Origin of the sequence: Paraburkholderia sp. SIMBA_030 (genome assembly GCF_046535245.1) — a bacterium.
Lineage (GTDB): Bacteria > Pseudomonadota > Gammaproteobacteria > Burkholderiales > Burkholderiaceae > Paraburkholderia.
The window spans coordinates 75899-102501 of record NZ_JAWRXB010000014.1; the positions used below are offsets into that span (position 1 = coordinate 75899).

Consider the following 26603-nt stretch of genomic DNA (forward strand, 5'->3'; position numbering starts at 1 on the left):
CTAACCAGGGAAGAACGGATCACCGACCGAATCGCCTTCCTCCCCATCTCCCAATTGCCCGTACGGTACAGTCCAAGCAAAAAAACGCGCGGCTGTTTAAGCCGCGCGGTTTCCATACAACACATTGAAAGCGTTAAACGCCCAGCCGCTCGCAGATCGCCTTGGTCGCCGCCGCGCCGTTCAGCGTATAGAAATGCAGTCCCGGCACTTTCGCTTCGATCAGACGCCCGCACAGATCGCTCACCACATCCAGCCCGAACGCACGAATCGACTCGCGGTCGTCGCCGAAGCTCTCCAAACGGCGCGCGACCCAGCGCGGCACTTCCGCTCCGCACATCTCCGAGAAACGCATCAGCTGCGAGAAGTTCGTGATCGGCATGATGCCCGGCACGATCGGCACGTCGACGCCGAGCTTCTTTGCGTCCTCGACGAAACGGAAATATGCGTCCGCGTTGAAGAAATACTGCGTGATCGCCGAATTGGCGCCGGCCTTCACCTTGCGGGCGAAGTTTTCCAGATCCTGACGCGGCGAGCGCGACTGCGGGTGGTACTCCGGATAGCCGGCCACCTCGATCCAGAACCAGTCGCCGAACTCGGCGCGGATGAAGCTCACCAGCTCCGACGCGTAGCGCAGTTCGCCGACTTCGCCCATGCCGGACGGCAGATCGCCGCGCAGCGCGACGATATGGCGGATGCCGTGCGCGCGGTACTCGTTGAGAATCGCGCGCAGGCTCTCTTTCGACGAGCCGATGCACGACAGGTGCGGCGCTGCCTCGAGCCCTTCCTTCGCCATCTCGACGACGGTATCGAGCGTGCCCTGTTGCGTCGAGCCGCCCGCACCGAACGTGACGGATACGAACTTGGGTTTGAGCGCCGCGAGCTGCGCACGCGTGGCGCGCAGCTTGTCGACACCTTCCTGCGTCTTCGGCGGGAAGAATTCGAATGAAAGTTCGATCGGGTTCATGGTTCAGTAGATCAACCGATACTGCGGTTGCCGAAAATAAGCGCGGACAACAGCCACGAAACGACGCTGTACAGAATCGAGCCGAAGAACGCCGACCAGAAACCCGACACCTCGAAGCCCTTCAGCAGCGACGCGCACAGCCAGAAGCACAGCGCATTGACCACCAGAATGAAGAGTCCGAGCGTGACGATCGTCACAGGCAGCGTCAACAGGATCAGCACCGGTCGCAAGATCGTATTGATCAACCCGAGCACCACCGCGACGATCAATGCGGTGCCGAAACTGCGGATATGAATCGACGGTACGAGGTAGGTGATGATCAGAAGCGCAAGCGCGTTGATCAGCCAGGTCAGCAGCACGGTCATGTAGAGCTCCTTGTAAGCAGGATGTCCGTAGAACGAAAAGAGGCGGCCATGGTGAACCAGGCGGCGCCTTGTGCGCCGCCCCGGCTCATGCTGTCAGACCGCCCGCGTGCTTAAGCGTGCTTAATAGCGATAGTGGTTCGGCTTGAACGGACCGTTCTTGTCGACGCCGATGTAGCCGGCCTGCGCGTCGGACAACACCGTCAGATTCGCGCCGATGCGCGCCAGGTGCAGGCGCGCGACCTTCTCGTCGAGATGCTTCGGCAGCACGTACACCTTGTTCTCGTAGTTGTCGCCTTGCGTGAACAGTTCGATCTGCGCGAGCGTCTGGTTGGTGAACGAGTTCGACATCACGAACGACGGGTGGCCCGTCGCGCAACCCAGGTTCACGAGACGCCCTTCGGCCAGCAGGATCACGCGCTTGCCGTCCGGGAAAATGATGTGGTCGACTTGCGGCTTGATGTTGTCCCACTGGTACTGACGGGTCGACGCGACGTCGATTTCCGAATCGAAGTGACCGATGTTGCAGACAATCGCGTTGTGGCGCATCGCCTTCATGTGATCGTGGCCGATCACGTGGTAGTTGCCGGTCGCCGTCACGAAGATGTCGGCCTTGTCGGCCGCGTATTCCATCGTCACGACGCGGTAGCCTTCCATTGCCGCTTGCAGTGCGCAGATCGGATCGATTTCCGTGACCCACACCGTCGCACCCAGACCGCGCAGCGATTGCGCGCAGCCCTTGCCCACGTCGCCGTAACCTGCGACCACCGCGATCTTGCCGGCGATCATCACGTCGGTCGCGCGCTTGATGCCGTCGACCAGCGACTCGCGGCAGCCATACAGGTTGTCGAACTTCGACTTGGTGACCGAATCGTTGACGTTGATCGCCGGGAACGGCAGACGGCCTTCCTTTTCCATCTGATACAGACGGTGCACGCCGGTCGTGGTTTCTTCGGTCACGCCCTTGATGTGCGCGAGGCGCGTCGAGTACCAGACCGGGTCCGCGTCGAGGTGCGACGCGATCGACTTGTACAGTGCGACTTCTTCTTCATTGGTCGGCTTCGAGATCACCGAGCGGTCTTTCTCGGCCTTCGAGCCGAGGATCAGCAGCAACGTGGCGTCGCCGCCGTCGTCGAGGATCATGTTGGCGAATTCGCCGTTCGGCCATTCGAAAATGCGATGCGAGAATTCCCAGTATTCGTCGAGCGATTCGCCCTTGAATGCGAACACGGGCGTGCCGGCCCTGGCGATCGCCGCGGCTGCATGGTCCTGCGTCGAGAAGATGTTGCACGAGGCCCAGCGGACGTCGGCGCCGAGCGCGGTCAGCGTCTCGATCAGCACGCCGGTCTGGATCGTCATGTGCAGCGAACCTGCAATGCGCGCGCCCTTCAGCGGCTGCTGCGCCTTGTATTCTTCGCGCGTTTGCACGAGGCCGGGCATTTCCGTCTCGGCGATGTTGAGTTCCTTGCGGCCCCAGTCGGCAAGCGACATGTCGGCAACGATGAAATCTTTGGAAGCTTGAGAATCGATAACTGCGGCGTTCATCACGCCCTCCTTTCTAAGAAATTGACTAGAAATTTGACGTGAGCGCGGTTCGATGCGGTGGATGGGAAAGCGCAAAGCGCATCCGAGCCTGCCGATTGAAGCCTTCGAGCCTGGCGGGCGGCCGGCGAATATGCTGATTCGCGGTACCCGTCGCAACGCTCCTCGAAGACGAACGGCGATTGTAGCAAATCGAGATGGCTTCGGGGTGTGATGGTTTGCGGCGCTATCCGGCCGGGACAGCCGGTGCGGCCACCTCGGCCGTGGCGCTTGCCGTGCGCAATTGCGCGATGCCCGCGCGCGCGGTCTCGACGAACTGCTTCGACACGCGGAACGCGTCGGCCAGGTCGACGGGATCCGGCTTCTGCATGCCTAGCGCGATGCGGAAATAGCGTTCCGCGTGGATGCCCGCGTGGTAATGCATGCGCACGCGCTTTGCATCTTTCAAACGCCGGTTGCCGAAGATCGCGCGCAAGGCCCACGAAAACGCGCCGTCCTCTCCGCCAATGCGGCGAAACAGGTCGTCCATCGGAAAGCCGCCGAGTGCGGCGTAGGCCGCGCGGCGAATGATGAGGCTGCTCGGCACGGTATTGCTGAGCGTCGCGGCGTGCTGATCGAAATCGGCGTGACCGGTGAGTTCGGCCGGAAAATCCGTGTAGTCGACGTCGAGCCGCACCGATACTTCGTTCGGGTTCTGCGTAAGGAACGCACTCGCGGCGGCCAATGCGCCGGGCAGGTATTCGTCGTCGGCATCGAGGAAGGCGAGCAGTTCATGCGACGCATGCATGGCGCCCCAGTTGCGCGCCCGCGCCGCGCCGCCGTTGTACGGCATCCGCAGCAGACCCACACGCGGGTCGCGGCGTCCATAGTGGGCGACCACGTCGGCCGACGCGTCGGTCGAGGCGTCGTCCACCACGATGATCTGCGCGGCTTCGGCCTGAATCAGGCAGCTTTCAAGCGAACGGGCAAGCGTCGCTGCGCCGTTGTAGCAGGGAATGATGATTGAGACGGGTGTCATGGAGTGAGACAGGCAAGCGGGCCGAACGGTAGAAAACCTTCGATGTTAGACCGCCCCCGGCCGCGCCCATCCTGAAATGCGGCATGCGCGCCGCCCCGCGCCCTCCAACTGCTCGTGTCAGTCAGATCGCCAACAACCCCAAGGCCTGTTCACATGTGAACAGACCCTAGCATTGGCGCAAGCAGCACCATCACCACGCCGGCGATCATCATCGTCAAACTGGCGACCACGCCCTCCTCGCTGCCGAGTTCACGCGCCTTCGCGGTGCCCACGCCGTGCGCCGCCGCGCCGAATAGCGCGCCGCGCGCGAGCCGCGTGCGCAGCGGCACGAGCCCCAACACCAGTTCGCCGAACAGCATCCCGCAGACGCCTGTCGCGATCACGAACAGCGCGGTCAGGTCCTTCGGTGCGTGAATCCTGTCGGAGACGGCAAGCGCGAACGGCGTCGATACCGAGCGGGTCATCAGACTGCGCTGCAATTCCGGCGACAGATGCAGCAGCTTCGCCAGCATCAGCGAACCGCCGACGGCCACCACAATGCCTACCGTCACACCGACCGTCAGCGAAATCCAGTGCCGTTTGAGCAACTCGCGGTATTCATAAATAGGCACGGCGAAGGCGACCGTGGCCGGCCCGAGCAGCCACATCAACCAGCGCGTGTCCTGAAAATAGACCGGATACGGAATATGCGCGAGCACGACAATCGCCGCGAGCACGGCCGGCACGGCGACCAGCGGCGTCAGCCACGGCGACTTGAAGCGGGCGTACAGCGCCTTGGACGCGAAATACAGCGCCACCGTCAGCACGAAACAGCCCGCCGCGATCAGACGCGAGGCATCGTCGGCAAACAGGGACGTGTAGAGCGCGTTCATGAGCGGGTCTCAGACTGGAATAGAGGTTGAGGAAAAATCAGGCGCGCGCCGCATGCCGCGCGACCATCACGCGGCGCAGCGCCAGCCGGCGCTCGAACCGTGCGGCCTGCTCGACCGCAACGGCGACCGCGATCATCACCATCAACGTGCCGGCGATCACCACCAGCGCGAGACGCCAGCCGTCCTCGCGAAACAGCCCGCCGTATTGCACCGCGGCAACCGCCGCCGGAATGAAAAACAGCAGCATGTCCGACAACAGCCAATCGGCGCCGGCTTTGATCCAGCGCGGCGCGACACCGCCGCAAAACAGCAGCGCGAGCAACGCGGCCAGGCCGACCACACCGCCGGGCACCGGCAAGTGAAGCCGACGCACGACGAAATCGGCGACCAGCCAGAGACCGGCAAGCGCGGCGCTCTGCACGGCGATCCGCGCAACGCGCATCGCGCCGCTTGCGCGACCGGCGTGGGCGAATCGTGAGAGAAGCTGCGTCGTCATGGCAATCCCCAGGTGACTTTTGATGGAAGTCAGTATAGGTTGCAACGCAACATAAATATAATGACTTACTACTATCAAAACCATTCCAATTTGGAATTTCGGAGCCTGAGATCGTGGAACTACGTGCGCTGCGCTATTTCGTCGAAGTGGTGCGTCAACAGAGCTTCACCGCCGCCGCCGAGCAGATGTTCGTCACGCAGCCGACCATCAGCAAAATGGTCAAGTCGCTGGAAGACGAAATCGGCTCGCCGCTGCTGCTGCGCGACGGACGCCAGATGGTGCTGACCGACGCCGGCCGGATCGTCTATCAGCGCGGCCAGGACGTATTGGCCGCGCATGCGCAGTTGCAGGCCGAGCTGAACGATCTCGACACGCTCGGCCGCGGCGAGCTGACCATCGGTATTCCGCCGATGGGCGGTTCGCTCTTCACGCCCGCGATCGCCGCATTCCGCCAGCGCTACCCGAAAATCGACCTGAAGCTGTTCGAGCAGGGTTCGCGCGCGATCGAAGCGGCGCTAATCAGCGGCGAACTGGAATTGGGCGGCGTGCTGCAACCGGTCGACCCCGAGAATATCGACGTGCTGCCGATGACACGGCAATTGCTCTGGCTGGTCGCGCGCACCGGCTCGCGCTGGGACGACCTGCACGAGGTGCCGCTCGGCCAGTTGGCAAGCGAGCCGTTCGTGTTCTATGGCGAAAGCCTTGCACTCAATGACGTCGTTCTGAACGCGTGCCGCACGGCCGGCTTTGCGCCGACTATCGTCGGGCGCAGCGGGCATTGGGATTTCATGGCGGCGCTGGTGCTGGCCGGGGTCGGCATTGCGCTGCTGCCGGCGCCGTATTGCCGACGGCTCGATGCGGCGCAGTTCACTTGCCGGCCGGTCGTCGAACCGGAAATTCCGTGGGAGATGGCGATCGGCTGGCGTCGCAATGGCTATCTGTCGCATGCGGCACGCGCGTGGCTCGAGGTTGCGCGTGAGGCATTGCCGGGCCAAGCCGGCGACGAGTTCATGGTGGGGCCGGACGTCGGCATGACCGGTATCGCCGCGCCTCTTTCCAGGTGAAAACATGCCGCCCGGTGCAAATCGGGCGGTATGTTCGATTAGCAGGTCGAACGCGGGGGTAAACGCGGCAGACGCTCGCCGCTACTGCTGCGCGACGAACTCGATGCGGCGCTCAGCGAGCAAGTGCGAGGCCCCGCTCAAGCCGCACTCTGCGGCGCCCGGCGAGCAAGTACGACACCCCACTCAAGCCGCGCTCGCCGCCAGGCCCGAACGACCCGCCGGCGCCGTAGACAGCACCGTTTCCGCTCCGCGCCGCGCTGTCACGATCAGTTCGGCCGCGCGTTCACCGATCATCACGGTCGGCGAATTGGTGTTGCCGCCGATCAGCGTCGGCATCACCGATGCATCGACGATCCGCAGCCCCGTCACGCCTCGCACCCGCAGTTGCGGATCGACCACCGATTGCGCGTCGCCGCCCATCCGGCAGGTCGCCACCGGGTGATAGATCGTGTCGGCGTGCTCGGCGATGGTCCGGCGCAGTTCCGCCTCCGTCTGACCGGGATGCGTGTACAACTCCTTGCCGCCGTGCAGCGCGAGCGACGGCGCGTCGAGAATGCGCCGCGCCATCCGCGCGCCTTCCACCAGCAGGTCCAGATCGCGCGAATCGCTGAAAAAACGCGGATCGATCACCGGCGCCGTGCGTGCGTCGGCGCTCGCCAGCGTTACGGTGCCGCGGCTATGCGGCCGCAACACGCACACGTGCAGCGAATAGCCGTGACCCCAGTGCATGTGGCGGTTGTGATCGTCGACCAGCGCCGCGCAGAAATGCAGTTGCAGATCCGGCCGCTCGAACGTCGGCCGGCTCCTCAGAAAGCCGCCCGCTTCCGCGACGTTGCTCGACAGCATGCCGCGCCCGTGCCGCATGAAGGTGACGAATTGCGGCAGCATCCGCGCGATGGCGCGCACCGAAAAGCCGGTCGGTTCGATCGACGACACCCGTTTGTTGATCGTGAAGTCGACGTGGTCGATCAGATTCTGGCCGACCTCGGGCGCGTCGTGCAGCACCGCAATGCCGAGCGATTGCAGATGCGCGGCCGGCCCGATCCCCGAGCACATCAGCAGTTGCGGTGAATTGAACGCGCCCGCTGCCAGCACCACTTCGGCGCGCGCTTCAAGCTGTTCGGTGCGCCCCCCGCGCACGATCTCGACCCCGCTCGCGCGCTTGCCGTCGAAGCTCACGCGCAGCACGGTCGCATCCGCGATCATGTGCAGATTCGGCCGCCGGCGGTCGTAGATATAAGCGCGCGCGACGCTGCAACGGCGCCCGTCGCGCTGCGTCACCTGATAGAAACCGATGCCTTCCTGTTCCGCGCCGTTGAAGTCGCTGTTCGGCCGGTAGCCCGCTTCGATCGCGGCCTGCACGAAACGCTTCGAAAACGGATTGCGATAGCGCAGATCGGACACCGTCAGCGGACCGTCAGCACCGTGCCACGCGTCGGCGCCGCGCTCGTTGCCCTCGGCGCGGCGGAAATACGGCAGCACCTCGGCCCACGACCAGCCGTCACAGCCGAGCTGCGCCCATTCGTCGTAATCGAGCGGATGGCCGCGTGTGTAGATCATCGCGTTGATCGCGCTCGAGCCGCCGAAACCGCGGCCGCGCGGCTGATAGCCCTGGCGTCCGCCGAGCCCGGACTGAGGTGTCGTCAGATAGCCGTAGTTGGTCTTGAGTTTGTGCGGCACGATGGCCGCCACGCCGACCGGCATATTGACTAACAGATTGCGGTCCGTGTGCGGGCCGGCTTCGATCAGCGCGATCGTCGCGTCGGGGCAGCTATCCGCGAGGCGGCTCGCAAGCGAGCAGCCGCCCGAGCCTGCACCGACGATGATGTAGTCGTATTGCATCCGCTCCTCCTGATGGGCCGCGTTGCTTGCGGACCCTGTCTCTGTCTACGTGTGTTTTTCGGCATTGTAGGGAGCGTTGCGCCGCCACGGCGCGTTCCGGTCAGAGCGATCCCTCTAAACGAAAACGGCGCCGCGACCCTATGATGAAAGACGCGCATGCGCCTGCCGAGGCGGTGAATGCGGCATTCAAACACGGCGCCGCGCGCGCCTTCCCGTCAGCGTGCGGCACGACACGCAGCGATAAAACAGCACACCGTCGATCAGCGCCGGAGCGCATCCGGCGAACGGAGACAGCAGATGGAACGGTTCAGCATCGGCCACACCCACGACGTGACAAACCAGGTTCCACTGCTGGCGGACTACAACCTGTTTTCGAGCGACGCCGCATTATCGGCCGCCCTCGAACGCGAAGGCGCCGCGTGGCATCGCGACGCGCTGCTGCGCGACGGCGCCGCGCTCACCTCCCCGGAAACGCTCGCGCTTGCCGAACTGGCGAACCGCCACACGCCTGAACTGTTCACGCACAGCCCGCGCGGCGAACGCATCGACGCGCTGGAGTTTCATCCGTCGTGGCATACGCTGCTGTCGCTGCTGCGCCGCGAGGGCCTGCACGCGCTGCCGTTCTCCGATCCGCAGCGCGGCGCGATGGTCGCGCGCTGCGCCGGTTACTTCCTGCACGCGCAACTCGAATCCGGTTCGCTTTGCCCGCTGACGATGACCTTCGCGAGCATTCCGGTGTTGCAGCGCGAACCCGCCCTGTTCGAGACGCTGCGCGACAAGCTCTACTCCCGCGAACACGATCCGCGCGATGTCCCGCTCCCGCAGAAAAGCTCGGCGATGATCGGCATGGGCATGACCGAGAAGCAAGGCGGCTCCGACGTGCGCAGCAACCAGACGCGCGCCTATGCGACGCACGGCAGCGGCCGCGGCGCCGAATACCGCCTCGTCGGCCACAAATGGTTTTTCTCCGCGCCGCAATGCGACGCGCATCTGGTGCTCGCCCGCACCGGCGATCACGGGGGCCTGTCGTGCTTCTTCGTGCCGCGCTTCGCGCCGGACGGCAGCAAGAACGCGGTGCAGATCCAGCGTCTGAAAGACAAGCTCGGCAACCGCTCGAACGTGAGCAGCGAAGTCGAATTCTTCGACGCGTTCGGCATCCTGATCGGCGACGAAGGCCGCGGCGTGCCGACGATCATCGAAATGGCGAACTACACGCGGCTCGATTGTGTGATCGGCAGCGCGGCGTTGATGCGCGCGGCGCTGGTGCAGGCGATCCATCACGCGCGCCATCGCAGCGCGTTCGGGCGGCATCTCGCCGACCAGCCGCTGATGCGCAACGTGCTGGCCGATCTCGCGTTGGAGTCGGAGGCGGCGACCGTGCTGTTCATGCGGCTCGCGCGTGCTTTCGAGGAATCGGCCGATTCATCTAACGCCTCGCCGGCTGAGCGCGCATGGCGGCGCATCGTCACGCCGGCGGCGAAGTATTGGGTTTGCAAGCGCACGCTCGAATTCACCGGCGAGGCAATGGAAGTCTGGGGCGGCAATGGCTACGTCGAGACTGCGCCGATGGCGCGTTTTTATCGTGAAGCGCCCGTGAATTCGATCTGGGAAGGGTCGGGCAACGTGATGTGCCTCGACGTGCTGCGCGCCATGGAGCGCGAACCCGAAGCAGCGCAGGCGTTGTTCGCCGCGTGGCAAGCGGATGCGCAGGGCCACCCGGCGCTGGGCGCCGCGCTCGGCAAGCTCGCCGCCACGCTCGACGGACCGGCCGAACAGCGGGAAGCATCGGCGCGGCGTATCGCGCAGCAACTCGTGCTGATTGCTCAAGCAAGCTTGCTCGTCAGGCATGCGCCGTCCGAAGTCGCCGACGCCTTCATCGCGACGCGGCTCGCCGACGGCTGCGGCGAAAGCGGCCGCGTGTACGGCACGCTGCCCGCCACCTTCGACCATGCGGCGATCGTCGAGCGGGCGTTTGCCGCTTGATACCGGCCAGCCGGACAACAACAGACCGATAAGCGCGGCCTACGCGCACCGACATCCATCAGGGAGTGGACACAGATGAAGAACGATCTGCCCGAGGTCGCCGCGCTCGAAGCGCTGCTCCGCGATCAACGCCATGCTTACTTGCGTGCGCCGTATCCGTCGTGGGAAACGCGCGCCGCGCATCTGAAAGCGCTGCGCGCGGCAATGCTAGACAACCGCGACGCGCTCGCCGATGCGATGAACGCCGATTTCGGCAACCGCGCGAAAGAGGAAGTACTGCTCGCCGAATTCCTGCTGCTCAAGGAAGAGATCGACGCCGCGCTGAAACACGGCAAGCGCTGGATGAAAGCGCAGCGCCGCAGTACCAACAAATCGCTGCTGCCGGCGCGCGCGAAAGTCGTGCCGCAGCCGCTCGGCGTGGTCGGCATCATCGTGCCGTGGAATTATCCGGTGCTGCTGGCCGTCGGCCCGCTGATCAGCGCGTTGACCGCCGGCAACCGCGCGATCGTCAAAATGTCCGAATTGACGCCGCGCACCTCGGCGCTGTTCGAGCAGTTGATCGGCCAGACCTTCGCGCGCGATCACGTTGCCGTGGTGAACGGCGATGCGGCGCTGGCCGCCGCGTTCAGTTCGCAACCGTTCGACCATCTGCTGTTCACCGGCTCCACCAAGGTCGGCCACGAAGTGATGCACGCAGCCGCCGGGCATCTGACGCCGGTGACGCTGGAACTGGGCGGCAAGTCGCCGGCCATCATCGGCACGCATGCGCGCTTCGACAACGCGGTCGACAACCTCGTCGCCGGCAAGACGCTCAACGCCGGCCAGACCTGCATCGCGCCGGATTACGTGCTGGTACCGTGCGGCCGGGAGCAGGCATTCATCGAACGGGCGCGCGTGCGGATGGCGAAGATGTATCCCGACTTCGCGCACAACCGCGACTACACGTCGATCATCTCGGCACGCCATTTCGCGCGCCTGGAACGCCTCGCTGACGAAGCGCGGGCCGCCGGCGCGCAACTCCACGCGCTGACCGACGCCTCGCCCGATCCGGCCAGCCGCCGCTTCCCGCTGATCGCCGTCACCAACGCACCGGATGACAGCGCGCTGATGCAGGAGGAAATCTTCGGGCCGCTGCTGCCGATCGTCCCGTACGACACGCTCGACGACGCGATCGCGTGGATCAACACGCGGCCTCGGCCGCTCGCGCTCTATCTGTACGCCGACGCCGCCGCCACCGTCGAGCGCGTCACGCACGAAACCATCGCGGGCGGCATGGCGATCAACGAAACGCTGATGCATCTGGCGTGCGAAAGCCTGCCGTTCGGCGGGGTCGGTGCGAGCGGGATGGGCGCTTATCACGGCTACGAAGGCTTCGTCACCTTCTCGAAGATGAAGCCGGTGCTGACGCAGGCGCGTCTGAACGCGCGCGGACTGATCTCGCCGCCGTATGGCAAGCGGGTGAATGCGCTGCTGAAGCTGATGATGCGGTTCTGAGGGGACGGCTAACCGGAGACGGCCAGCCGGGGACGGCCAGCGGGTGACTGGCAACCGGGGAAAGCTGGCGGGCGACTGGCAGCCGGCGACGAGCGGGACCGGCAGCGCGCGGCGGAGTTGGCCGGAACCGCGCTGGGTGAACTCGGCGAAACCAGCCCGCTCAGCCCGTGGATGTGCTGCCGCCGATCTCGGTGGCGACCACGTCGGTCACGTCCTGCTTGCCGGCATCGGCGCCGCCGTCCGCCGGCTCATTCTCCGCGCCGCTTTCCATCCGATGCAGCCAGGCCAGTAACTCCGCCACCGCCTGATAAAGCTGCGGCGGAATCCGCGTATCGAGGTCCACCTGCATCAGGAGCGACACCATTTCCGGCGCCTCGTGCACGTACAGCCCCGCCTCCCTGGCGCGCTGCACGATCATCTCGGCCAGCAGCCCATAGCCTTTGGCGACCACGCGCGGCGCGGGGTCGCTGCCGTTTGCGTCGTAGACGAGCGCGGCCGCGCTGCGGCGATGTTTGCGGCTCATCACATATCCCAATCGAAATCGTCGAGCGGTGCGGCGCCCGGGCGGGTAACACGGGCCACGCGGCGCCCCGCCGCCTTGTCAGCCGCAGAGGCCGATGATGCCGCCGAAGCCGAGCGCGCGTACGCCGAAGCCGCCGCCTGCCCGGCTACCGCAGCGCCCGCCGCGGTAGCCGGCATGCCGCCGCCGATCTCGCGAATCGTCAGTCCGTTCAGTTCGATACCCGCCGCCGCCAGCCGTTGACGAAAGCTCTCACCCTGCATCGCCAGTCGCGCCGCGCCGCCCGGACTCGCCTGCACGCGCGCCACCAGCCGCGTGCCGGTCAGCGTCAATTCCGCATCGACGGTGCCGAGCGTCGGCAGCGACAACGTCAGACGCGTGCGCCACGGCTGATCGTCCTCGCTCGCCGCGCCGCCGCCGCTGCGATCCCATTCGTCGCCTTCCTGCTCGATCGTCCAGTCGAGTTTGGCGCCCGGCCATGCTTCGCCGGTCCAGCGAAACTGCCCGGTCGCGAGCAGATCGAGTTGCTGACGCACTAAAGGAACCGTCGCGGGATGAACCGCGGCAGCCATCGATTGTGCGTTTTGCGGCGGCGCGCCGTCGGCCAAAGACGCCGCGGCGCTGTGCAAGGTGTGCGCGGGCTGGCTGTTCAGATCGGCAAGCGAGTGCGCCAGCACTTCGCCGGCCACGAAGCGCGCCGCCTGCGCCGTCTGGATCGCCGGCGTGGCGTGTGCGGCGGCGTTGCCGTCGGACGCGCCATTGGGCGGCGCGCCCATACCCTGACGCGGCGCGGCATTCGCGGACGAAGACGGCTCGGCATCGCTCGCCCAGTCGAGCGGCAATTGCGCGGCAGCGGCCACCAGCTTGTTTTGCGCCTCGCCGGCGAGAGCGGCGGGCGGGCGCTGGCCGGCCAGCCATTGCGCGAGATGGGCTTCGTAGAACAAACCGCTGTCGCCGACCGTCTGTTCGAGCGCGGCCGCCAGCGCGGCGACCGGCACCTGCGCCGCTGCCACGTTCGCGGTGGACGCGGTAGCCGCGGTACCGGCGGTATTCGGATTCGCAGACGAAGCAGCGGGCGTGGCAGCCGTATCGAAGAGCGGCAAAGCGCCGGCCTCGACGTCGAGCGCCGGAGCGGCCGGCCAGATCGGTGCCTGGCCGAGCACGGCAGGCGTCGCCTCGCCGCCTGAGTTCACGATCGCATTGAGCGTCAGCGCGACGGCGGACAGCGCGGTTTGCGCAGAAGCCGGCGGTGGCATGGGTGTCGTGACGGGTGAGGCGGTGGCAGGCGCGGTATCGACACCCGCCGCGCCAGTCTGCGAGGCCGTCGCACTGCCCGGCGCGAGATTGAGCAGACTGTCGACCCGGTTCGCAAGTAGCGACGTGACGACCGCGTCGATTCCGTTCATACCGATTCCTTGGTCACATTGGCAGCGACGCGCTCAAATACAGTCAGTCGGACTCATGCGGCGTGTTGCCCGCAGGCAAACTCAGTTCGCCCCGTACAGTTCCTTGAGCACGCGAGTCTGCCGTCCGGCGAACAGGGCCGACAGGTTGGCCATGCGCGGATTCGCCAGATCGCGGATCGCCGCATCGTCCGCGAGGATCTGCCGGATCAGCGCGTATTTGCGCAGGCGCTCGGGTTCGTCCAGCTTGACGCCGGTTTCCGCATCCCGCAACGCGTCGACCAGAACCCGGTATTCCTCCTGCAGGCGTACCAGATCGCTCCACAGGGCGCACCGCGCAGCCGTCAGCATGCGGCGGGAAATCGCTGCAATCGCCTCGTAGCGGGCGAAATATTCTGTGTTCGATGTCATCTCATGCTTTCCGCGGCCGGCTGGACAGCCATCCGCGCGATCTCCGGGGCAATCCCGATCCAGGCTTCTTCGAGCGTCGCCAGCAGGCCATCGACCTCGACCAGCATCGCCTCGCTTTGTTTTATGTTGGCTTCGAGCAGCCGGCGCGACATATAGCCGTATAGCGCGTTCAACCGCTCCGCAATCTCGCCGCCCGCCTCGATATTGAGCGACTGCTGCAGCCCGCTTTCGACGATCTGAATCGCCTTGCCGATCGCTTCTCCGCGCGCCGGCACATTGCCTTGCTGCACGTACATGCGCGCTTGCGCGATGGCTTGCCGGGCGCCCTGATACAACATCACGATCAGACGATGCGGACTCGCGCCCATCACCCCTGTCTCGACACCCACGCGTGCGTACGCATTGGCTCCAGAGTGTCCTGGGGAAAACATCGGCGCTCCTCCTGTCTTGCATTGCGGTTGGTCGTGGCAGCCCGTCCGGGCGCGTTGCCGCGCCGATCTCTGCCTGTACCTGGTTATCGGATAGGCAGCGGGAAAGCTTTAGGCCGATGTAAGGAGGATTAAGGGGCGAATGGGGCGAGCCACGCGGGCCAGGCGCTGCCCGGGCGTGCGGACACAGGCGGGCGCAATCGCCTTGCCGCCTGAACTCGCCGCCCGAGCCGCGCTCACACCGACATTTGCATGATGTCGTTATAGGCCGTGACCAGTTTGTTGCGCACCTGCAGGCCGAACTGGAAGCCGACGTTGGCCTTCTGCATATCGACCATCACGTCGTTCAGCGACACGTTCGACGCGCCCAGCTCGAACGCCTGCGATTCGCCGATCGCCTTGGTCTGATCGCCGCTGATCTTGTCCAGCGAAGCCTTCAGCGCCGAGGCGAAACCGCCGGCCGTCGCCGCGCCGGACTGGCCGGCCGCCGTAACGCCGGCCGCCGGATTGCTGCCGGCCGCTTGCGCCGCCATCGACTGCATCTGTTGCAGCGCCGACGAGAGCGCGTTCACGGGCAAAGTCATGTTCTCTCCAGGGGAATGGTGATCGGCGCACCCAAGCCGTACCGATCTGAGCGAAAGCATAGCAGCGGGCCTTTAGGGAAAGCCCCGAAACTAGGGGGAAAACCCGGCTCTATTCAAGCAATCGGGTTAAGCGCCCCTGCGGATAATTTCAATGGTGAAAGTCTCTGTTCGTGCGCCCGCCGACCCTCGGTGCGGCCGGGCGGCAGAACGCAAAGGCATCCCGGAGATACCCGACGCATGGATTCGTCAGCCAACTCTTTGATCAACCCCGACGTCCGCATGGGCCTCGCCGGCGCGCAGCCGGGCGCCGGTGCGCCCGGCGCCGGCCAGCCCGGCGGCGCGGCGGACCTCGGCGGCTTGGGCGGCAACCTTGGCGGCATGAGCGGCAACTTCGGCCAGCGCCTGTCGGGCCTCGCGCAAATGCGCGGCAACCCGCGTGCCCCGCTGATTTTTGCCGTCGCGCTGCTGGTCGCGATCGTGGCCGGTCTGTTCCTGTGGTCGCGCGCGCCGGATTACAAGGTGCTCTACAGCAACCTGTCGGACCGCGACGGCGGCGCGATCATCACCGCGCTCCAGCAGGCCAACATTCCCTACAAGTTCTCCGACGCCGGCGGCGCGATCCTCGTGCCGGCCGAGCAGGTGCATGAAATGCGTCTGCGGCTGGCTTCGCAAGGCCTGCCGAAGAGCGGCTCGGTCGGCTTCGAACTGATGGACAACCAGAAGTTCGGCATCAGCCAGTTCGCCGAGCAGATCAACTATCAGCGCGCCCTGGAAGGCGAACTGCAGCGCACGATCGAATCGATTTCGTCGGTGAAGTCGGCCCGTGTGCATCTGGCGATTCCGAAGCCGTCCGTGTTCGTGCGCGACAAGGAAGCGCCCTCCGCCTCGGTGCTGGTCGACCTGTATCCGGGCCGCGCGCTCGACGAAGGCCAGGTGCTGGCGATCACCCATATGGTGTCCTCGGCGGTGCCGGACATGCCGGTGCGCGGCGTGACCATCCTCGACCAGGACGGCAACCTGCTGACGAACCCGTCCTCCGGCAGCGGTCTGGACGCTTCGCAACTGAAGTATCGCCAGCAGATCGAGCGCAACACCCAGCAGCGCATCGACGCGATCCTCGCGCCCCTATTCGGCGCCGGCAATGCGCATTCGCAGGTCAGCGCCGATATCGACTTCTCGCGCAGCGAGCAGACCTCGGAAAACTACGGCCCGAACGGCAGCCCGCAACAGGCGGCGATCCGCAGCCAGCAATCGAGCTCCGCCACCGAAATGTCGCAGGCGGCCGCCTCGGGCGTGCCCGGCGCGCTGTCGAACCAGCCGCCGCAGCCGGCTTCCGCGCCGATCACGGCGGGCAACGGCGCGAGCGGCGTGACCGCCACGCCGGTCAGCGACCGCAAGGATTCGACCACCAACTACGAACTCAACAAGACCGTGCAGCATCTGGAGCAGCCGATGGGCGGCATCAAGCGTCTGTCGGTGGCGGTGGTGGTCAACTATCTGAAGGTGGTGGACGCCAAGGGCCACGCGACGATGCAGCCGGTCACCGTCGACAAGCTCGCGCAGGTCAATCAGCTGGTGAAGGACGCGATGGGCTTCGACGCTGCGCGCGGCGACTCGGTCAACGTGGTCAACAGCGCGTTCAGCGCCGACCTCGACCCGAGCGCCGACCTGCCGTGGTGGCGCACGCCGGACATGATCGCGCTCGCCAGGCAGCTCGCGACCTACCTCGGAATCGGCGCCGTCGCGCTGTTCCTCTACTTCGTGATAGTGAAGCCGGCGCTGCGCCGCGCTTTCCCGCCGCCGCAGCCGGTCGCCGCCGCGGCGCTGCCGTCGCCGGACGAACCGATCCTGCTGGACGGCATCCCGGCCGCCGAGCGCGCCGGTGCGGCCGACGTCGCCGAACTGGAAGGCGACAACGAGTTGCTTGCGCTGGAAAACTCGAAACACAAGTACGAACGGAACCTGGAATTCGCGCGCAACATCGCGCGCCAGGATCCGAAGATCGTCGCAACCGTCGTGAAAAATTGGGTGTCCGATGAGCGCTGAAGGCGTAATGAAGAGCGCGCTCCTGCTGATGTCGATCGGCGAGGAGGAAGCCGCGCAGGTGTTCAAGTTCCTCGGGCCGCGCGAAGTCCAGAAGATCGGCGTCGCGATGGCCGCGCTGAAGAACATCACGCGTGAACAGATCGACGATGTCCTGCAGGAGTTCGTGCGCGAGGCCGAAAAGCACACGGCGCTGTCGCTCGATTCGAGCGACTACATCCGTTCGGTGTTGACCAAGGCGCTCGGCGACGACAAGGCCGGCGCGATCATCGACCGGATTCTGCAGGGCAGCGATACCAGCGGGATCGAAGGTCTCAAGTGGATGGATTCCGCGGCGGTGGCCGAGCTGATCAAGAACGAGCATCCGCAGATCATCGCGACGATCCTCGTTCACCTCGACCGCGACCAGGCGTCGGAAATCGTCGCCTGCTTCACCGAGCGGCTGCGTAACGACGTGCTGCTGCGGATCGCGACGCTCGACGGCATCCAGCCCGCCGCGCTGCGCGAACTCGACGACGTGCTGACGGGCCTGCTGTCGGGCAGCGACAACCTCAAGCGCAGCCCGATGGGCGGCATCCGCACGGCGGCCGAAATTCTCAACTTCATGTCGAGCAACCATGAAGAAGGCGTCATCGAGAACGTTCGCCAATACGACGCGGAACTGGCGCAGAAGATCATCGACCAGATGTTCGTGTTCGAGAACCTGCTCGATCTGGAAGACCGCGCGATCCAGCTGCTGCTGAAGGAAGTCGAATCCGAGGCGTTGATCATTTCGCTGAAGGGCGCGCCACCCGCACTGCGCCAGAAGTTCCTGTCGAACATGTCGCAGCGTGCCGCCGAACTGCTCGCCGAAGACCTCGACGCGCGCGGTCCGGTGCGCGTGTCCGAAGTCGAGACGCAACAGCGCCGCATCCTGCAAATCGTGCGCAACCTGGCGGAAAGCGGCCAGGTTGTTCTAGGCGGCAAGGCGGAAGATGCCTATGTCTAATCGGAACTCCGCGGCGAAGGCGAGTCTCTCGGCCTACCAGCGCTGGGAGATGGCCTCGTTCGATCCGGTGCGGCCCGCGCCGCCCGAACCCGAAGTCGACGACGGCGCATTCGAAGCCGAACTCGACCGTCTGCGCGAGGCCGCGCATGCACAGGGCACCGCGTCCGGTCACGTGGCCGGGCAGGCGCTCGGCTACCAGGCCGGTTACGAGCAAGGTCACGCGCAGGGTTTCGCGCAAGGCCAAAGCGAAGCGCGCGAAGAAGCGGCGCGCCTCGCCGCGCTCGCCGAGACGTTCAAGGCGGCGCTCGACGGCGCCCAGGGCGCAATCTCGGAGATGCTGGTCGGATTGGCGCTGGACATCGCGCAGCAGGTGGTGCGCCAGCACGTGCAGCACGATCCGACCGCGCTGATCGCCGCCGCGCGTGAGGTGCTGGCCACCGAACCGGCGCTGGTCGGCGCGCCGGCGCTGATCGTCAGTCCGGCCGACTTGCCGGTCGTCGAAGCCTATCTGATGGAAGAACTGCAAACGCGCGGCTGGACGGTGCGCACCGATGCGTCGGTCGAACGCGGCGGCTGCCGCGCGCAGGCCGGCAGCGGCGAAGTGGATGCCGGCATCGACACGCGCTGGCAGCGCGTTGCCGCCGCGCTCGGCAAGGTGAGCACATGGTGAAGCCGACGCTCGAAGAGATCCGCGCCAGCGATCTGACGCCGCTCGAACGCGAGCTTGCGTTGGCGTCGTTCGGTGCCGAGGCACTGGCGGACCAGCCGGCGGCGGTGACGCCTGCTGCGGCAGCGGTCGCGGCCATCGAGGCCGTGTTGCGCGATCCGGGCCAGGGTCACCCTGCGACGGGCACAGCGGCGAGCCGCGAGTCTGCCGCTTTAGCTGCTTCAAGTGTTGCTTCGAGCCCCGCATCCCTCCCCGCCCCCTACGATCCCGCGCTCGACAGCAACCCGCACATGCAGGCCTGGCGCGGCCGGCTCGACGCGCTGCGCGCGCGCAACGCGATCGCCAAACCGATGCGCGCCTGCGGACGCCTGACGCGCGCCGCCGGTCTGGTGCTCGAAGCCGTCGGCCTGCGCCTGTCGGTGGGCGCCGAGGTGATGATCGAACTGCCGCCCGGCAGTTCGCTGCCGATGGCGGAAGCCGAAGTGGTGGGCTTCTCCGGCGACAAACTGTTTCTGATGCCGACCACCGAAGTGATCGGCCTGTTGCCCGGCGCGCGGGTTTATCCGCTCGAAAGCGCGCCGATCGCCGATCCGATGGCGGGCGCCAAGCGCTTGCCGGTCGGCTGGGAATTGCTGGGGCGCGTGCTCGACGCGTCGGGCCGTCCGCTCGACGGCCTCGGCCCGCTCGGCGCGCACGCCGACGCGCCGCTGTCCGCGCCGGTGATCAATCCGCTGAACCGCGAACCGATTCACAAGGTGCTCGACGTCGGCGTGCGCGCGATCAATGCGCTGCTGACCGTGGGTCGCGGGCAGCGGATGGGCCTGTTCGCCGGTTCCGGCGTCGGTAAATCGGTGCTGCTCGGCACGATGGCACGCTACACCAGCGCCGAAGTGATCGTGATCGGCCTGATCGGCGAACGCGGCCGTGAAGTGAAGGAATTCATCGAACAGATTCTTGGCGAAGAAGGTCTGGCGCGCTCGGTCGTCGTCGCCGCGCCGGCCGACGTTTCGCCGCTGTTGCGGATGCAGGCGGCGGCGTACTCGACCTCGCTGGCCGAATATTTCCGGGATCAGGGCAAGCACGTGCTGCTGCTGATGGATTCGCTGACCCGCTACGCGATGGCACAGCGCGAAATCGCGCTGGCCGTGGGCGAGCCGCCCGCCACCAAGGGCTATCCGCCTTCGGTGTTCGCCAAGCTGCCGGCGCTGGTCGAGCGGACCGGCAACGGCCCGGCAGGCGGCGGCTCGATCACCGCCTTCTACACCGTGTTGACCGAAGGCGACGATCAGCAGGATCCGATCGCCGACTCGGCGCGGGCGATTCTGGACGGCCATATCGTGCTGTCGCGCTCGCTGGCCGAGGCCGGCCACTATCCGGCGATCGACATCGAAGCGTCGATTAGCCGGGCAATGACCGCGCTGATCGACGAAAACCATCTCGACAAAACGCGTATGTTCAAGCAGATGCTGTCGCGTTATCAGCGCAACCGCGATCTGATCAATGTCGGCGCCTATTCGAGCGGGCGCGACGCGCTGCTCGACCGCGCAATCGCGCTGTATCCGCGGATGGAAGCATTTTTGCAGCAAGGTTTTCGCGAGTGCGCAAACTTTGAACCGAGTCTCGAGATGCTGGACGCGCTGTTTGCCCAAGGAGGCTGACGATGGCGAAACACTTTCCGATCAAGACGCTCATTGGCCTGGCAAAGGACGATGTGGACGCCGCCGCTCAGCGCCTCGGCCGCGCGCAGCGCGAACGCGGCGACGTGCAGGCGCAGTTCGACTCGCTGGTGCAGTACCGCGACGAATATCACGCGCGCTTCACGGCGACCGCCCAAACGGGCATGCCCGCCGGCAACATGCGCAATTTCCAGGCGTTCATCGACACGCTCGACACCGCCATCGAACAGCAACGCAACCTGCTGGTGACGGCCAACGCGCGCGTCGAGGCCGCCAAGCCCGACTGGCAGCGCCAGAAGCAGAAACTCGGCTCGTATGAAGTGTTGCAGGCGCGCGGCGAAGCTGTCGAAGCCAAACAAACGGCGCGGCGCGACCAGCGCGACGCCGACGAACATGCCGCCCGAATACTGCGGATGCGCGCCGAGGGCATCTGACGCGCCCGAGCGCAGTTTCGGCTGAACGAACACACCGTTTTGACGGATTGACAGGATCATCTATGTCAGCACTTTCACCGATCGGCTCGCTGCTCGGCTCCGCCAGCAGCACGTCCAGCAGTGCGGCGATGGCCGCTGCGGCGAACGCCCAGCCGTTCTCGCAGACCCTCAAGCAAAGCATCGTGTCGCAAAACGATGCAGCCGCGCAAAGCGCGAGCAAGCCGGCATCGGCATCTTCGGCTTCCTCGGCGCCGGCGTCGTCGCCGGCTTCGTCGAGCGTGCATGACGCGCCGCCGCCGTCCGATCCGTCGACCCAAAGTACGGACGCCGCAAGCGGCAACAAGGGCAACAGCAACACGGCGAGCGCGGCATCGTCCGGTGCCTCGTCGTCCGCCGCGTCCAGCAATACGCCACAGGCCGCCACGGACAAGACTGCCGCGACGCCGGCGAAGTCCGGCGGCACGGCTACGCCGGCTGACACCGGCGCCGCTGCTGCGGCGGCCGCCCAGGCGCAAGCTCAGGCTCAGGCCAACGCGAACGGCGCGGCCGTCCCGGCCGCTACCGACCCTGCCACTGCGTTGACCGACGCCGCGACCTCGCTGGCCGGCGCGACCACGGACACCACGACTGGCGGCACCTCAGGCAAAAAGACCGGCGCAACCGATCCGAAGTCGGCGCAGGACGCTTTGCAGGCGGCGTTGGCCGCGCTGGCGGACGCCCTGGGCGCTGTTCCGGCACAGGCCCAGGCGCTGGCGAGCGGCGCGGCGGCGAACGTGTCGAGTGCGTCGAACGGCGCAAGCGGTCTCGCTGGCGATGCGAGTAGCGGATTGAGCGCCGCGGCAAGCGGCAAGACGCTGGGAGCCGGTTTGTTCGGCGACGGCAAGGGATCGAATGCTGCCAAGGGCACCTCGTTGACATCGTTGGCCACGACTGTGGCGGATCCGTCCGCGGCAGCGACGATGGCAACTAACGCGTTGACGGCGACGGCTGCCGGCGGTGTCCAGGCTGACGACCCGGCGTCCTTCAAGAGTGCTGCTGATGCGGCGACGGCTGCGCTGGCTGCCGCGCAGGCGGCGGCTGGCGCCGCTAGCACGACTGCGGCTGTGCAGCCGACTGGCAATGCTGGCGCGGCCGAGGTCGCGAATACGTTGGCGCCGCATGTGGGCACGACTGACTGGGAAGACGCACTGAGTCAGAAGGTGGTGTTTTTATCGAATGCGCATTCGCAAAGCGCCGAGCTGACTTTGAATCCGAAGGATTTGGGACCGTTGCAGGTCGTGTTGCAGGTTGCCGATAACCATGCGCATGCGCTGTTTGTTTCCCAGCATCAGCAGGTGCGGGAGGCTGTCGAGGTAGCCCTGCCGAAGCTTCGCGAAGCGATGCAGTCCAATGGCATTGGGCTTGGTAGCGCTAGTGTTAGTGACGGTTTTGCCCGTCAGGGCAGTGGGCAGCAGCAGAGTGCGGATTCTGGCCGATCCGGCGGGAAGGGTGCGGGTTCTTTTGCCGGCGGCGCTGGGGATTCTTCTGTTGCGTCTGTTGCTAATGTTGCCGTGCGGCGGGCTGTGGGGTTGGTTGATACTTTTGCTTGATGTTTTTTTGTCTTTGCGGCGGTTTATGTCCGTGCGCCGGCGCGGAGCAATGCGCTACTTCAAACCCGCCGCGACGCGCCCCATCTGATCGATGCCGATGTCGAACATGCGCGTGAAGAACGGAATCATGTTCGGAATCATCAGCTGCAACAGCAGCATGCCGATCAGCATCGTGAGCGGAAAACCGATCTGGAACACGCCGATTTGCGGCGCGGCGCGGTTGAGAATGCCGAGCGCGAGGTTGGTGATCAGGAGGGCTGCGACCACCGGCAGCGACAACAGCAAACCGGCCGAAAAGATCGTGCCGCCGAAGCCTGCCAGCGTGCGCCAGCCGGGTGCGCCCAGGATGTTCGCCGACACCGGCACCGACTGGAACGTCGTCAGCAACGCGCTGATCATCTGTAGATGTCCGTCGATCACCAGAAACACCAGCATCGCGATGGTGTTCATATAGCTCGACAGCACCTGGCTCGAACTGCTGGCCTGCGCATCGAAGAAAGTCGCGAAGCCGAGGCCCATGCCCAATCCGACAAAATCGCCGGTGGCGCTGATCGCCTGGAACACGATCTGCATCGTCATGCCGAGCGCGATGCCGATCAGGAACTGGTTGACGATGATCCACACGCCTTCGGCGGAAAACACCGTGACTTGCGGCAGTGCGCCGAGCGTCGGCGCAACGATGATCGTGATGAAGGCCGCGAGGCCGACTTTCACGCGCGTCGGCAGCGAACGGTTGCCGAGCAGCGGCGCGGTGGCGACCAGCGCGAGAATCCGCACGAACGGCCACAGGAACGCGGTGAGCCAGGCGTTCAGTTGCGCGTAGGTGACGGAAAACATCGCGGCGGGGACCGGTGAGGGGAGGCCGGGGCGACGCTCAGTTGACGAGCGCCGGAATGTTGGTGAGTGTCTGGCGCAGATAGTCGAGCATGGTCGTCAGCATCCACGGGCCGGCGATCACCATCGTGACGGCAATCGCGAGCAGCTTCGGAATGAACGAGAGCGTGCTTTCGTTGATCTGCGTGGCGGCCTGGAACAGGCTGACCACCAGACCGACCACCAGCGCGACCAACAGGAGCGGCGCGGCGAGCAGCAGGCCGACATACATGGCCTGGTGCGCCAGCGTCATGACGGATTCTTGATTCATGGCGATTCGACCGGAAGCGTGAAGGGTTGAACGAACGCGTTCAGCCCAAGTTAAGCCAGATTAAGCCAGGCTCAGCCGGGCGGTTATACGAAGCTCTGCGCGAGCGAGCCGAGCAGCAACTGCCAGCCGTCGACCAGCACGAACAGCATCAGCTTGAACGGCAGCGAGATGGTGGCGGGCGACACCATCATCATCCCCATCGACATCAGCACGCTCGCCACCACCATGTCGATGATGAGGAACGGGATGAAAATCGTGAAGCCGATCTGGAAGCCGGTTTTCAATTCGCTGGTGACGAACGACGGCACCAGCAGCGACAGCGGCACGTCTTCCGGACCTTGCATCGGCGCGGCGTGCGAAATGCGGGCGAACAGCGCGAGATCGCTTTCGCGGGTCTGGCGCAGCATGAAGGTCTTGAACGGCGCGAGGCCGCGCGAGACCGCCTGCTCCATTGGCATCGAGCCTTCGGAGAACGGCTTGTAGCCGTCGGTATAGGCCTTGTCGAGCACCGGCGACATCACGAACAGTGTGAGGAACAGCGCCAGACCGACCAGCACCTGGTTGGGCGGCGTGGTGGTCGTGCCGAGCGCCTGGCGCAGCAGCGACAATACGATGATGATGCGCGTGAAGCTCGTCATCATCAACACCATCGCCGGCAGGAACGACAGCATCGTGAGCAGCAGCATCGTCTGCACGCTCAGCGAGTACGTGGTGCCGCCGTTCGGGCCCGGGCTCGTGTTGAAGGCCGGCAGGCCGGCGGTTTGCGCGAACGACAGCGTCGGCAGCGCGAGCATCAGCGCCGGCAGTGCGAGAGGTGCGATACGGCGCAGCACCGGTGCGATACGGCGCAGCCCAGGGACAACTTTCGAAGCGGCACAAGACATGCGAATGGACGGCGCGCGATGCGCTGATTGAAGACTGGACTGCATTACCGGTCCCCGCTGCCTTGCCTGTTGATACCGTTGATAGCGTTGGCGCCGTTGAGTGCTTTGAAACGTTTGCCCACTTCGCCTTTCAAAGCGTCGCGAAAGCGTTGGCCGAACGTGCCGGGCAACGGCGCGCGTGCGCTGGCGGCGGGCGCTTGCGGTCCCGTATCCGTGCCCGTGCCCGTGCCCGCGCCCGTGCCTGCAACCGCATCGACCGCGGCCGAACCGGCCGGCATCGTATGCAGCAGGCGCACATTGCCGGGCGCCGTGCCGAGCACCAGCCAGGTATCGCCGATCTCGACCACCGCGACCCGCTCCTTGCCGCCGAGCGAGGCGCCGCCGATCGTCTTCACCAGGCCGCCGCGCTTCGCCGGCTGCAAGCCGAAGCGCCGCGCGAGCCACGCACAGGCGAATACCAGACCGATCACCACCAGCAGGCCGACGACCGTTTGCAGCACCGCGCCGACGCCGAGCGCCGGAACGGCCGTGCCGGCACCGACACCCGAAGCGATTTTCGCGGCGTTGTTGACCGCGTTCATGTCGGCGGCGTGCGCGGCCGACGGTGCGAGCGTCAGCGTGACCATTAACGCCGAAGTGGCTGCTGCCGCCGCTGTGAGCGCGGCGCGCTGGAGAACATGGCGCGACGCATGCAGCGCGGCGCGACCGGTAACGCGTTTCATCGATTCAGTTTCCGGATGCGTTCGGACGGCGTGATGATGTCGGTCAGACGAATACCGAACTTGTCGTTGACGACCACGACTTCACCCTGTGCGATCAGACAGCCGTTGACCAGCACGTCCATCGGTTCGCCGGCCATGCCGTCGAGCTCCACCACCGAACCTTGCGCGAGTTGCAGCAGGTTGCGGATCGCGATCTTGGTGCGGCCGAGTTCGACGGTCATCTGGACGGGAATGTCCAGGATCATGTCGATGTCGTTGCGCGTCGAGGTCGGCTCGACCTTCGACAGCGGCTGGAACACACCGGCCGTGGTGGCGCTGACTTCCGTGTTGTCGTTCTGCTCGGCAAGCGCGCTGGCCCAGTCGGCCATCGCCGCGTCGTCCTCGGCGGATGCCGCGACAGCCAGTTGTTCGGCTTCCGGCAATTCCGCCTCGGGCTTTGCTTTCAGGTCACTCATATCCACCTTCCTTCATCGTGTCGGTTGCGCTGATCATCTTCTGGACCCGCAACGCGTACTGACCATTGAAAATTCCGTAGCCGCATTCCATCACCGGCACGCCGTCGACTTTCGCCGTGATGTGTTCGGGAATGTTGATCGGCAGCACATCGCCTTTGCGCATATTCAGGATCTGTTCGAACGTGACCGGCACCTGCGCGAGGTCGGCGGTCAGCTCGACTTCAGCGGCCTGCACCTGCTGCGACAGCACGCGGACCCAGCGGCGGTCGACTTCGAGCGCCTCGCCCTGAATCGGCGACGACAGGATGTCGCGGATCGGTTCGATCATCGAATACGGCATGCAGATGTGCAGCGTGCCGCCCGTGGTGCCGAACTCGATCGAGAACTGCGTAACGATGACGATTTCGTTCGGTGTCGCGACGTTGGCGAACTGCGTGTGCATTTCCGAGCGCACGAATTCGAACTGCAGCGGGCGCACGCTCTTCCACGACGTCGCGTAATGCTCGAACGTGAGATTGAGCAGCTTCATGATGATGCGCTGCTCGGTCTGCGTGAAATCGCGGCCTTCGACGCGGGTATGGAAGCGCCCATCGCCGCCGAACACGTTATCGACCACGAAGAACACCAGGTTCGGGTCGAACACGAACAGCGACGTGCCGCGCAACGGCTTCACGTGGACCAGGTTCAGGTTGGTCGGGATCGGCAGGTTGCGGGTGAACTCGCTGTACTTCTGCACTTTCACCGGACCGACGGAGATTTCCGCCGAGCGCCGCATGAAGTTGAAGATACCGACGCGCAACAGACGCGCGAAGCGGTCGTTGATGATTTCGAGGCCGGGCATCCGGCCACGGACGATGCGTTCCTGCGTCGCGATGTTGTACGGGCGGACGCCCGTGCGATCGGTCTGCTCGGCGACCGAGTCGGACTCGCCGGTTACGCCCTTGAGGAGGGCATCGACCTCCTCCTGGGACATGAACTCTTCGTGGCCCATTCCTTATTCCTCGTGCGTCCCGTGGCG

General features: G+C 65.5%; 27 protein-coding genes and 1 riboswitch. Of the genes, 9 read left to right on the plus strand and 18 right to left on the minus strand.

Translation table 11 applies throughout. From position 1 onward, the window contains the following. Nucleotides 1–133 precede the first annotated feature (133 nt). The 6 genes from metF to SB772_RS23865 all read right to left on the minus strand — a co-directional run bounded on the left by metF (nucleotide 134) and on the right by SB772_RS23865 (nucleotide 5254). Nucleotides 134–964 carry a methylenetetrahydrofolate reductase [NAD(P)H] gene (metF, locus tag SB772_RS23840; protein ID WP_410835665.1) on the minus strand — a complete coding sequence of 277 codons (831 nt, stop codon included), beginning with the start codon at nucleotides 962–964 and terminating at the stop codon, nucleotides 134–136. 11 nt (nucleotides 965–975) lie between these two features. Continuing rightward, complete coding sequence (locus SB772_RS23845) at nucleotides 976–1329, minus strand: phage holin family protein (RefSeq protein ID WP_410835666.1); 354 nt, start codon at nucleotides 1327–1329, stop codon at nucleotides 976–978. A 120-nt stretch (nucleotides 1330–1449) separates the two neighbouring features. Next, nucleotides 1450–2871 (minus strand): adenosylhomocysteinase, encoded by a 1422-nt coding sequence (gene ahcY, locus SB772_RS23850; RefSeq protein WP_410835667.1) that lies wholly within the window; start codon nucleotides 2869–2871, stop codon nucleotides 1450–1452. Between the two features lie 33 nt (nucleotides 2872–2904). After that, nucleotides 2905–3041: riboswitch (S-adenosyl-L-homocysteine riboswitch) on the minus strand. Between the two features lie 53 nt (nucleotides 3042–3094). Next, nucleotides 3095–3886: a glycosyltransferase family 2 protein gene (locus SB772_RS23855; protein WP_410835668.1), complete on the minus strand. Its 792-nt coding sequence runs from the start codon at nucleotides 3884–3886 to the stop codon at nucleotides 3095–3097. Between the two features lie 149 nt (nucleotides 3887–4035). Next, nucleotides 4036–4758, minus strand: coding sequence for an LrgB family protein (locus tag SB772_RS23860; protein WP_410835669.1), 723 nt, complete (start codon nucleotides 4756–4758; stop codon nucleotides 4036–4038). A gap of 37 nt (nucleotides 4759–4795) precedes the next feature. Continuing rightward, nucleotides 4796–5254: a CidA/LrgA family protein gene (locus SB772_RS23865; protein WP_410835670.1), complete on the minus strand. Its 459-nt coding sequence runs from the start codon at nucleotides 5252–5254 to the stop codon at nucleotides 4796–4798. A 113-nt stretch (nucleotides 5255–5367) separates the two neighbouring features. On the opposite strand from SB772_RS23865, the gene SB772_RS23870 reads away from it, so the two are divergent. Next, nucleotides 5368–6318, plus strand: a complete 951-nt coding sequence (locus SB772_RS23870; RefSeq protein ID WP_410835671.1) for a LysR substrate-binding domain-containing protein — start codon at nucleotides 5368–5370, stop codon at nucleotides 6316–6318. A gap of 183 nt (nucleotides 6319–6501) precedes the next feature. Here SB772_RS23870 and SB772_RS23875 read toward each other — a convergent pair whose 3' ends face one another. Next, entirely contained in the window at nucleotides 6502–8160 is a 1659-nt protein-coding gene (locus SB772_RS23875; protein ID WP_410835672.1) for a GMC family oxidoreductase, read from the minus strand. A 297-nt stretch (nucleotides 8161–8457) separates the two neighbouring features. Here SB772_RS23875 and SB772_RS23880 point away from each other — a divergent pair, with 297 nt between their 5' ends. Beyond that, nucleotides 8458–10143 (plus strand): isovaleryl-CoA dehydrogenase, encoded by a 1686-nt coding sequence (locus tag SB772_RS23880; RefSeq protein ID WP_410835673.1) that lies wholly within the window; start codon nucleotides 8458–8460, stop codon nucleotides 10141–10143. A 75-nt stretch (nucleotides 10144–10218) separates the two neighbouring features. Beyond that, nucleotides 10219–11637 carry a coniferyl aldehyde dehydrogenase gene (locus SB772_RS23885; protein WP_410835674.1) on the plus strand — a complete coding sequence of 473 codons (1419 nt, stop codon included), beginning with the start codon at nucleotides 10219–10221 and terminating at the stop codon, nucleotides 11635–11637. Between the two features lie 160 nt (nucleotides 11638–11797). Here SB772_RS23885 and SB772_RS23890 read toward each other — a convergent pair whose 3' ends face one another. The 5 genes from SB772_RS23890 to fliE form a co-directional block, all read right to left on the minus strand. Then, nucleotides 11798–12160: an EscU/YscU/HrcU family type III secretion system export apparatus switch protein gene (locus tag SB772_RS23890; RefSeq protein WP_410835675.1), complete on the minus strand. Its 363-nt coding sequence runs from the start codon at nucleotides 12158–12160 to the stop codon at nucleotides 11798–11800. After that, nucleotides 12160–13563, minus strand: a complete 1404-nt coding sequence (locus SB772_RS23895) for a flagellar hook-length control protein FliK (protein WP_410835676.1) — start codon at nucleotides 13561–13563, stop codon at nucleotides 12160–12162. The genes SB772_RS23890 and SB772_RS23895 overlap by 1 nt, the downstream gene beginning before the upstream one ends. An 81-nt stretch (nucleotides 13564–13644) precedes the next feature. After that, nucleotides 13645–13971 (minus strand): flagellar protein FliT, encoded by a 327-nt coding sequence (locus tag SB772_RS23900; RefSeq protein WP_410835677.1) that lies wholly within the window; start codon nucleotides 13969–13971, stop codon nucleotides 13645–13647. Further along, a complete protein-coding gene (gene fliS, locus SB772_RS23905; RefSeq protein WP_410835678.1) occupies nucleotides 13968–14402 on the minus strand; it encodes a flagellar export chaperone FliS in 435 nt (144 codons plus the stop codon). Before fliS ends, SB772_RS23900 begins: the two co-directional genes overlap by 4 nt. A gap of 233 nt (nucleotides 14403–14635) precedes the next feature. Further along, on the minus strand, nucleotides 14636–14983 hold the full coding sequence (gene fliE / locus SB772_RS23910) for a flagellar hook-basal body complex protein FliE (protein ID WP_410835679.1): 348 nt from the start codon (nucleotides 14981–14983) through the stop codon (nucleotides 14636–14638). Nucleotides 14984–15220: 237 nt separating this feature from the next. Here fliE and fliF point away from each other — a divergent pair, with 237 nt between their 5' ends. The 6 genes from fliF (at nucleotide 15221) to SB772_RS23940 (ending at nucleotide 22380) form a co-directional block, all read left to right on the plus strand. After that, the gene (gene fliF, locus SB772_RS23915; RefSeq protein ID WP_410835680.1) at nucleotides 15221–17029 is read left to right on the plus strand and encodes a flagellar basal-body MS-ring/collar protein FliF; all 1809 of its coding nucleotides are present in this window, start codon (nucleotides 15221–15223) and stop codon (nucleotides 17027–17029) included. After that, on the plus strand, nucleotides 17019–18014 hold the full coding sequence (gene fliG, locus SB772_RS23920; protein ID WP_410835681.1) for a flagellar motor switch protein FliG: 996 nt from the start codon (nucleotides 17019–17021) through the stop codon (nucleotides 18012–18014). Before fliF ends, fliG begins: the two co-directional genes overlap by 11 nt. Then, complete coding sequence (fliH, locus tag SB772_RS23925; RefSeq protein ID WP_410835682.1) at nucleotides 18001–18684, plus strand: flagellar assembly protein FliH; 684 nt, start codon at nucleotides 18001–18003, stop codon at nucleotides 18682–18684. Before fliG ends, fliH begins: the two co-directional genes overlap by 14 nt. Further along, nucleotides 18678–20339, plus strand: a complete 1662-nt coding sequence (gene fliI / locus SB772_RS23930) for a flagellar protein export ATPase FliI (RefSeq protein WP_410835683.1) — start codon at nucleotides 18678–18680, stop codon at nucleotides 20337–20339. Before fliH ends, fliI begins: the two co-directional genes overlap by 7 nt. A 2-nt stretch (nucleotides 20340–20341) precedes the next feature. After that, nucleotides 20342–20791, plus strand: a complete 450-nt coding sequence (gene fliJ / locus SB772_RS23935; RefSeq protein WP_410835684.1) for a flagellar export protein FliJ — start codon at nucleotides 20342–20344, stop codon at nucleotides 20789–20791. 62 nt (nucleotides 20792–20853) lie between these two features. After that, nucleotides 20854–22380 carry a flagellar hook-length control protein FliK gene (locus SB772_RS23940; protein ID WP_410835685.1) on the plus strand — a complete coding sequence of 509 codons (1527 nt, stop codon included), beginning with the start codon at nucleotides 20854–20856 and terminating at the stop codon, nucleotides 22378–22380. Nucleotides 22381–22434: 54 nt separating this feature from the next. Here SB772_RS23940 and fliR read toward each other — a convergent pair whose 3' ends face one another. The 6 genes from fliR to fliM all read right to left on the minus strand — a co-directional run bounded on the left by fliR (nucleotide 22435) and on the right by fliM (nucleotide 26576). Continuing rightward, nucleotides 22435–23217: a flagellar biosynthetic protein FliR gene (gene fliR, locus SB772_RS23945; RefSeq protein WP_410835686.1), complete on the minus strand. Its 783-nt coding sequence runs from the start codon at nucleotides 23215–23217 to the stop codon at nucleotides 22435–22437. A gap of 37 nt (nucleotides 23218–23254) precedes the next feature. Then, nucleotides 23255–23524 (minus strand): flagellar biosynthesis protein FliQ, encoded by a 270-nt coding sequence (fliQ, locus tag SB772_RS23950; RefSeq protein ID WP_410835687.1) that lies wholly within the window; start codon nucleotides 23522–23524, stop codon nucleotides 23255–23257. A gap of 83 nt (nucleotides 23525–23607) precedes the next feature. Next, on the minus strand, nucleotides 23608–24453 hold the full coding sequence (gene fliP / locus SB772_RS23955) for a flagellar type III secretion system pore protein FliP (protein ID WP_410835688.1): 846 nt from the start codon (nucleotides 24451–24453) through the stop codon (nucleotides 23608–23610). Further along, nucleotides 24453–25130 (minus strand): flagellar biosynthetic protein FliO, encoded by a 678-nt coding sequence (fliO, locus tag SB772_RS23960; protein WP_410835689.1) that lies wholly within the window; start codon nucleotides 25128–25130, stop codon nucleotides 24453–24455. Before fliO ends, fliP begins: the two co-directional genes overlap by 1 nt. Further along, entirely contained in the window at nucleotides 25127–25585 is a 459-nt protein-coding gene (gene fliN, locus SB772_RS23965; protein WP_410835690.1) for a flagellar motor switch protein FliN, read from the minus strand. The genes fliO and fliN overlap by 4 nt, the downstream gene beginning before the upstream one ends. Further along, nucleotides 25578–26576: a flagellar motor switch protein FliM gene (gene fliM, locus SB772_RS23970; protein WP_410835691.1), complete on the minus strand. Its 999-nt coding sequence runs from the start codon at nucleotides 26574–26576 to the stop codon at nucleotides 25578–25580. Before fliM ends, fliN begins: the two co-directional genes overlap by 8 nt. Nucleotides 26577–26603 lie beyond the last annotated feature (27 nt).